Below are 6,544 nucleotides of genomic sequence, written 5' to 3' on the forward strand. Positions count from 1 at the left end.
GCCCGGGTGCGGCAGGTCGGCGGTCCAGATCGGCTGGAGCATGTGCCAGTCCTCCGGCTTCGCCGCGATCATCGCGCCGAACGCGGTGGCCAGCGCCTGCACCGCGGACGGCAGCGACGCCCGGTCCGGGACCCCGATCTCGGGCCCGACCCGCACGCCCCAGGCGTCCGGGGTGAACGTGGCGTAGGCCGGGTGCAGCGCCGCGCCGGTCAGCAGCGCCAGCCGGGCCGGGCCGGCCGGCAGCCGGGCCGGAGCCCCGCAGAAGTCCACTGCGACCCCGGTGCCGGACAGGTCGCGGTCGGCGATCAGGCAGACCACTCCCCCGGCCGCGAGCCGCCGGGTCAGTGCCCGGTGCGCCGCGCGGCCGTCGTCCGCGGCGACGACCTCGAAGCCGAGCGAGGAGCGGTAGTCGACGAACCGGCGGTAGAGCGACTCCGGGCTCAGCCGCTGCACGACCGTCGTGATCGCGGGCTCGAGCCCGAGCCGGGCGAGCTCGCGCACCATGTAGAGCCCGGCGACGTCCCAGTTCCCGGCGTGCGGCAGCGCGTAGATGACGCCGCGGCCGGCGGCCAGGGTGGTCAGCGACCCCTCGATGCCGTCGACGTTCGGGTGCATCGCGGCGTGCACGGCGGCCGGGTCCATCGCCGGCAGCCGGAACGCCTCCTGCCAGTACCGGGCATAGCTGCGCATCCCGTCCCGGACCAGGACGTCGAGCTCGGCCGGGCCGGCGCCGGGGCGGATCCGGGCCAGGTTCGCCCGCAGCCGGGCGACGCCCCCGCCGCCGCGGCGCGCGGCGAGGTCCGCGCCCGCCCGGAACGCGGCGGTGACCAGCGGCTCCGGCAGCCGGCGCACCAGCGCCCAGGCCGCCGCGTACTCCACGTCGGCCAGACGCTCACGCAGACCCGCACGGGACACGCCGGGGCTCATGCCCGCTCCCGGGCGCTCCGGTGCACGGCCGCGATCCGCTGCGCGAGGGTGACGGCCGTGCCCACCGCCAGGACGATCAGCGCCACCTCGAGCGCGAAGGGGACCCCGATCCCGGCCAGGAACGTGCCGACCAGGCCGAGGATCAGCCGTTCGGCCCGCTCGACCAGACCGCCCTCGGCGGCCAGGCCGACGCTCTCGGCGCGGGCCTTGACGTAGGACACCAGCTGCCCGCCGACCAGGCAGACCAGCGCCGCCCCGCCGACCAGCGGGGACTCCCCGGACTGCAGCGCCCACCAGGCCAGCGCCGCGAACAGGGCCCCGTCGACGATCCGGTCGCAGGCCGAGTCCAGTACCGCGCCGAACGGGGTGCCGTAGCCGCGGGCCCGTGCCATCGCGCCGTCGACGAGGTCCAGCAGCACGAAGAAGGTGATCAGGATCGGGCCGAGGACGAACCCGCCCCACGGCAGGAACCCGACCGCGGCGGCGACCGCACCGACGGTGCCGAGCACCGTCGCCGTGTCCGGGCTCATGCCACGGTCGACCAGCCACCGTCCCACGGGGTCGGTGACCCGGTTGACGCGTGCGCGGGCGAACAGGTTGAGCATCGGCGGGAGCCGTCTCCTCGTCTTGACGTCGGCGGGGTCCACGGGCTCGCGCGCGAGGACGCAGGCCAGACTAGTCGGGCACGGCCCCGTCCCGGTGCGGTGGCTCCCACGCCGCGGCCAGCTGGGCCCGGGTCTCGGCGAGCAGCTGGGGGATCACCTTGGTCTGGCCGACCACCGCGATGAAGTTCGCGTCGCCGCCCCAGCGCGGCACGACGTGCTGGTGCAGGTGCTCGGCCAGCGACCCGCCCGCGACCGTGCCCAGGTTCAGCCCGACGTTGAACGCGTGCGGCGCGGCGACCTTCTTCATCGTCACCACGGCCGACCGGGTGAACGCCATCAGCTCGGAGGCCTCGGAGTCGGTGAGGTCCTCCAGCTCCGCGACGTGCCGGTAGGGCAGCACCATCAGGTGCCCGGGGTTGTAGGGGTGCAGGTTGAGCAGCGCGAACACCTCACGGCCCCGGGCCACGACGAGGTTGTCCTCGTCCGGGTTCTCGGAGCCGGGGCCGGCGTCCCCAGCGGCGTCCCCTGCCGCGGCCCCTGCGGCGATCCGGCAGAACGGGCAGCCGGAGTCCACGGCGTCCTTGATGTAGGCGAGCCGGTGCGGGGTCCACAGCCGGGCGAACCCGTCCGGCGTGCCGACCCCGTCCTGCGGGACCCACTCCGGTTCCGCCGCGCCGGCACCGTCGTCCATGACCGACGATCCTAGGCGTCAGGAGACCGGGAGGGCGTCCGCCGTCGGGGAGACGTTGCTCCGCGAGGCGATCCAGGTCGCGATCGTCTCGACGGCCTCGTCGACCGGCACCCCGTTGCGCTGGCTGCCGTCGCGGAACCGGAAGCTGACCGCGCCGGCCTCGACGTCGCGGCCGCCTGCCAGCAGCATGAACGGCACCTTCTGCAGCGTGTGGGTGCGGATCTTCTTCTGCATCCGGTCGTCGCCGGAGTCCACCTCGACCCGCACCCCGCGCGCCCGCAGCGCCGCCGCGATCTCCCGGACCGCGGGCTCCTGCTCGTCGGTGACCGGGATGCCGACCACCTGCACCGGGGCCAGCCAGGCCGGGAACGCGCCCGCGTAGTGCTCGGTGAGCACGCCGAAGAACCGCTCGATCGAGCCGAACAGCGCGCGGTGGATCATCACCGGGCGCTGCCGGGACCCGTCCGGCGCGGTGTACTCGAGCTCGAAACGGTCGGGGAGCATCATGTCGACCTGGATCGTCGACATCTGCCAGTAGCGTCCGATCGCGTCCCGGGCCTGCACGGAGATCTTCGGGGCGTAGAACGCGGCGCCGCCCGGGTCGTCGACGAGGTCGAGGCCGAAGCCCTGGGCGGCCTCGCGCAGCGCGTCGGTCGCCTCCGCCCACGCCTCGTCCGAGCCGATCGACTTCTCCGGGTTGCGGGTGGAGAGCTCGAGGTAGAAGTCGTCGAGGCCGTAGTCGCGCAGCAGGTCCAGCACGAACTGCAGCAGCGAGGCGATCTCGGTCTGCATCTGGTCGCGGGTGCAGTAGATGTGCGCGTCGTCCTGGGTGAAGCCGCGGGCCCGGGTCAGGCCGTGCACCACGCCGGACTTCTCGTAGCGGTAGACCGTGCCGAACTCGAACAGCCGCAGCGGCAGCTCCCGGTAGGACCGCCCGCGCGACCGGAAGATCAGGTTGTGCATCGGGCAGTTCATCGGCTTGAGGTAGTAGTCGATGGCCGCCTTTTTCAGCTTGCCCTCGGCGTCGCGCTCCTCGTCGAGCTGCATGGGCGGGTACATGCCCTCGGAGTACCAGTCCAGGTGCCCGGACAGCTCGAACAGGGAGCCCTTGGTCGCGTGCGGGGAGTAGACGAACTCGTACCCGGCCTCGGTGTGGCGCAGCCGGCTGTAGTCCTCCAGCTCCTTGCGCACGATGCCGCCCTTGGGGTGGAACACCGCGAGCCCGGAGCCGATCTCGTCCGGGAAGCTGAACAGGTCCAGCTCGCTGCCCAGCCGGCGGTGGTCGCGGCGCTCGGCCTCGGCCAGGCGCTCCAGGTAGGCGTCCTGGGCCTCCTGCGACTCCCACGCCGTGCCGTAGATCCGCTGCAGCGACGCGTTCGCCTGGTCGCCGCGCCAGTAGGCCGCGGCGCTGCGCATGACCTTGAAGGCGGGGATGAACTTGGTGGTCGGGATGTGCGGGCCGCGGCACAGGTCGGACCAGACGGTGTCACCGGTGTGGGCGTGCACGTTGTCGTAGATGGTCAGCTCGCCGGAGGCGTCGACCTCCATGACCTCGTCGTCGGTGCTCTTGAGGTCGATCAGCTCCAGCTTGTACGGCTCGTCGGCCAGCTCGGTGCGGGCCTGCTCCCGGGACCCGAAGCGCCGCCGGGCAAACCGCTGACCGCCCTTGACGATCTTCTTCATCGCCGACTCGATCTTGCTGAGGTCCTCCGGGGTGAACGGGGTGTCCACGTCGAAGTCGTAGTAGAAACCGTCGGTGACCGGCGGGCCGATGCCCAGCTTCGCCTTCGGGAACAGCTGCTGCACGGCCTGGGCCAGCACGTGCGCGGCCGAGTGCCGGATGACGGCCCGGCCCTCCTCGGTGTCCGCGCGCACGCCGACGACGTCGGTGTCGGCCTCCGGGGCCCAGGCCAGGTCACGCAGGGTGCCCTGGTCGTCGCGGACCACGATGATCGCGTCCGGGCCGCTGGTGGGCAGCCCGCCCTCGCGGACGCGCGCGCCGGCCGTCGTCCCGGCCGGCACCCGGATCGGGGCGGACGCGGGCGGGACGGGCGGTGCGGACACGGGGTTTCTCCTCCGAAGACAGATACGTGACGTCCGGGACGACGCCGGGCGGCGGGGCTCCCGCACCGGACCGGCCGGGGCGGCCACACCGCCGCGCCCCCGGCGCGATCGGACCTGCCCGTCGATGCTAGTCGGCGCGGCGAACCGGATCGCGTCCGCACCACCTCCACCACATGATCGATCGTTGAGGTCGGATCCCGGCCACCGATGGCCGGGATGTGACCACACTCGTCGATCACCGGGACCGGTGCGTCCGGGAGACGGCGCGGGAAGATCCCCGGGACGACCGGCGTTGCACCCGGTCGTGGTCCCTCTCTCGATTCTCGATCTGGTTCCGGTCGCGGCCGGGGCGTCCGCGACGTCGGCGCTGGAGCACAGCACCCGGCTTGTCCGGCGCGCCGACGAGCTCGGCTTCCGGCGCTTCTGGGTGGCCGAGCACCACGCGATGCCCGGTATCGCCAGCTCGTCGCCGCCGGTGCTGATCGCGCACCTGGCCGGGGCGACCGAGCGGATCCGGGTCGGCTCGGGCGGGGTGATGCTGCCCAACCACCGCCCGCTGGTCGTCGCCGAGCAGTTCGGCACGCTCGAGGCGCTGCACCCGGACCGGATCGACCTGGGCATCGGACGCGCTCCGGGCACCGACCCGAAGACCGCCGCAGCCCTGCGCGGGACCACTCGCCTGGGCGCGCCGGACGACTTCCCGGACCAGCTCGTGGAGCTGGCCTCCTACTTCCGCGGCGACGCCGACGTGCTCGCCGTACCGGCGGCGGGCAACGCGCCGTCGATGTGGCTGCTGGGCTCCAGCGGCTACAGCGCGCAGGTGGCCGGGTCGCTCGGGCTGCCGTTCGCGTTCGCGCACCACTTCAGCGCCGAGAACACGCTGCCCGCACTGAAGCTCTACCGGGAGAGCTTCCGACCCTCGGCGAGGCTCGCCGAGCCGTACTCCATGATCGCCGCCAGCGTGTTCTGCGCCGGGACCGACGAGGCGGCTCAGGAGCTCGCGATGCCGGCCGCGCTGCAGTTCCTGCGGCTGCGACTCGGGCGGCCGGGCCCGGTGCCCTCGCCCGAGGAGGTGGCCGCGTTCGAGTGGACCGACCAGTTCCGGCAGTTCGTCGAGCAGCGCCAGGCCGACCAGATCATCGGGTCCCCGGAGACCGTGCGGCGCGGTGTCGCCGAGCTCGTGGACAGCACCGGCGTGGACGAGCTGATGGTCACCACGTCGACGTTCGAGGGGGACGACCGGCTGCGCTCCTACGAGCTGCTCGCCGAGGCCGTGGGGACGACCCCCTCACCGGTCGCCGTCTGACAGTGAGGATGTGGGTGAGCCCCGGGTCACCCACCGTGATCGGCAGGGCGGGTGTCGCGGCCGGTACACATCCACGGGGTGTGTAATGCCCGGCATGACCGACACCACGGGAGCAGGCGCGTTCCGGGCCGCGATCGAGTCCGGGGACATCCCGGCGGCGGTCGCGCTGTTCCGCGACGACGTCGAGTTCCTCTCCCCCGTCGTGCACCGGCCCTACCGCGGGCGCGACGAGCTGCACACCATCCTGGCCGCGGTGTTCACCGTGTTCGAGGACTTCCGCTACACCCACGAGTACGGCGGCGCCGACGGGCACGTCCTGGAGTTCGAGGCCCGCGTCGGCGACCGGGGCCTGCAGGGCGTCGACATCCTGCGTGCCGGCGAGGGCGGCCTGGCCCAGCTCACCGTGCTGGTCCGGCCCTACTCCGCCGCGACCCTGCTCCGCGAGCGGATGGGTGCACTGCTGAGCGGCTGAACCGACCAGCCGGCTGCACCCGACCGCCGGGCGACGGCGGCTCGGCGCGTCGTCGCACGCGCCCGCCCGTTGCCCGACGGACCGGTCCCCCGGCTACGCGCCCGCAGGCCGCGGATGCACGATGGAGACCGGCGCCGACGCTCCCCGACCCCCCAGGGTCACGCACCGGCGCCCGGGTTCCCGACCATGCCGACATTCGAGTGACGTTGATCGAGAGGCATACCGGGATCCCGCACGGTCTCGTTGTACGAACGAGACCTGGACACACACGCTGGGGCGAGACGTCTCGCCGGCGCCGACACGAGCCGCGAAAGGAGGGAGGCGGGTGCCCGGACCCACCACCCCGCCTCCTCCGCGGTCGTCCGGTCCGACGGACGAACGTGGAGGTCGCCGCCGTCGCGCCGAGCGCCGTGACGACCGCCCCGACCTGCGCCGCGACGACCCGGCCCGCCCGGCGGGCGGTGCTCCCGACCGTCCAC

6 protein-coding genes are annotated in these 6,544 nt (G+C 73.5%); 2 read left to right on the forward strand and 4 right to left on the reverse strand.

Annotated elements, in window-relative coordinates:
- From I4I78_RS28350 to thrS, 4 genes are all read right to left on the reverse strand, one after another.
- On the reverse strand, positions 1–927 hold a 927-nt coding region (locus I4I78_RS28350; protein WP_218614569.1), incomplete at its 3' end, for a phosphatidylinositol mannoside acyltransferase.
- A complete protein-coding gene (pgsA, locus tag I4I78_RS28355) occupies positions 924–1,532 on the reverse strand; it encodes a phosphatidylinositol phosphate synthase (protein WP_218614570.1) in 609 nt (202 codons plus the stop codon). The genes I4I78_RS28350 and pgsA, both read right to left, overlap by 4 nt.
- Before the next feature lie 70 nt (positions 1,533–1,602).
- A complete protein-coding gene (locus tag I4I78_RS28360) occupies positions 1,603–2,223 on the reverse strand; it encodes an HIT domain-containing protein (protein ID WP_218614571.1) in 621 nt (206 codons plus the stop codon).
- An 18-nt stretch (positions 2,224–2,241) separates the two neighbouring features.
- Entirely contained in the window at positions 2,242–4,287 is a 2,046-nt protein-coding gene (gene thrS, locus I4I78_RS28365; RefSeq protein WP_218614572.1) for a threonine--tRNA ligase, read from the reverse strand.
- Between the two features lie 304 nt (positions 4,288–4,591).
- On the opposite strand from thrS, the gene I4I78_RS28370 reads away from it, so the two are divergent.
- Positions 4,592–5,593: an LLM class flavin-dependent oxidoreductase gene (locus I4I78_RS28370; RefSeq protein WP_308252416.1), complete on the forward strand. Its 1,002-nt coding sequence runs from the start codon at positions 4,592–4,594 to the stop codon at positions 5,591–5,593.
- 94 nt (positions 5,594–5,687) lie between these two features.
- Complete coding sequence (locus I4I78_RS28375) at positions 5,688–6,065, forward strand: nuclear transport factor 2 family protein (RefSeq protein WP_218614574.1); 378 nt, start codon at positions 5,688–5,690, stop codon at positions 6,063–6,065.
- Positions 6,066–6,544 lie beyond the last annotated feature (479 nt).

The sequence above is a fragment of the Pseudonocardia sp. KRD291 genome, assembly GCF_019263595.1.
Lineage (GTDB): Bacteria > Actinomycetota > Actinomycetes > Mycobacteriales > Pseudonocardiaceae > Pseudonocardia.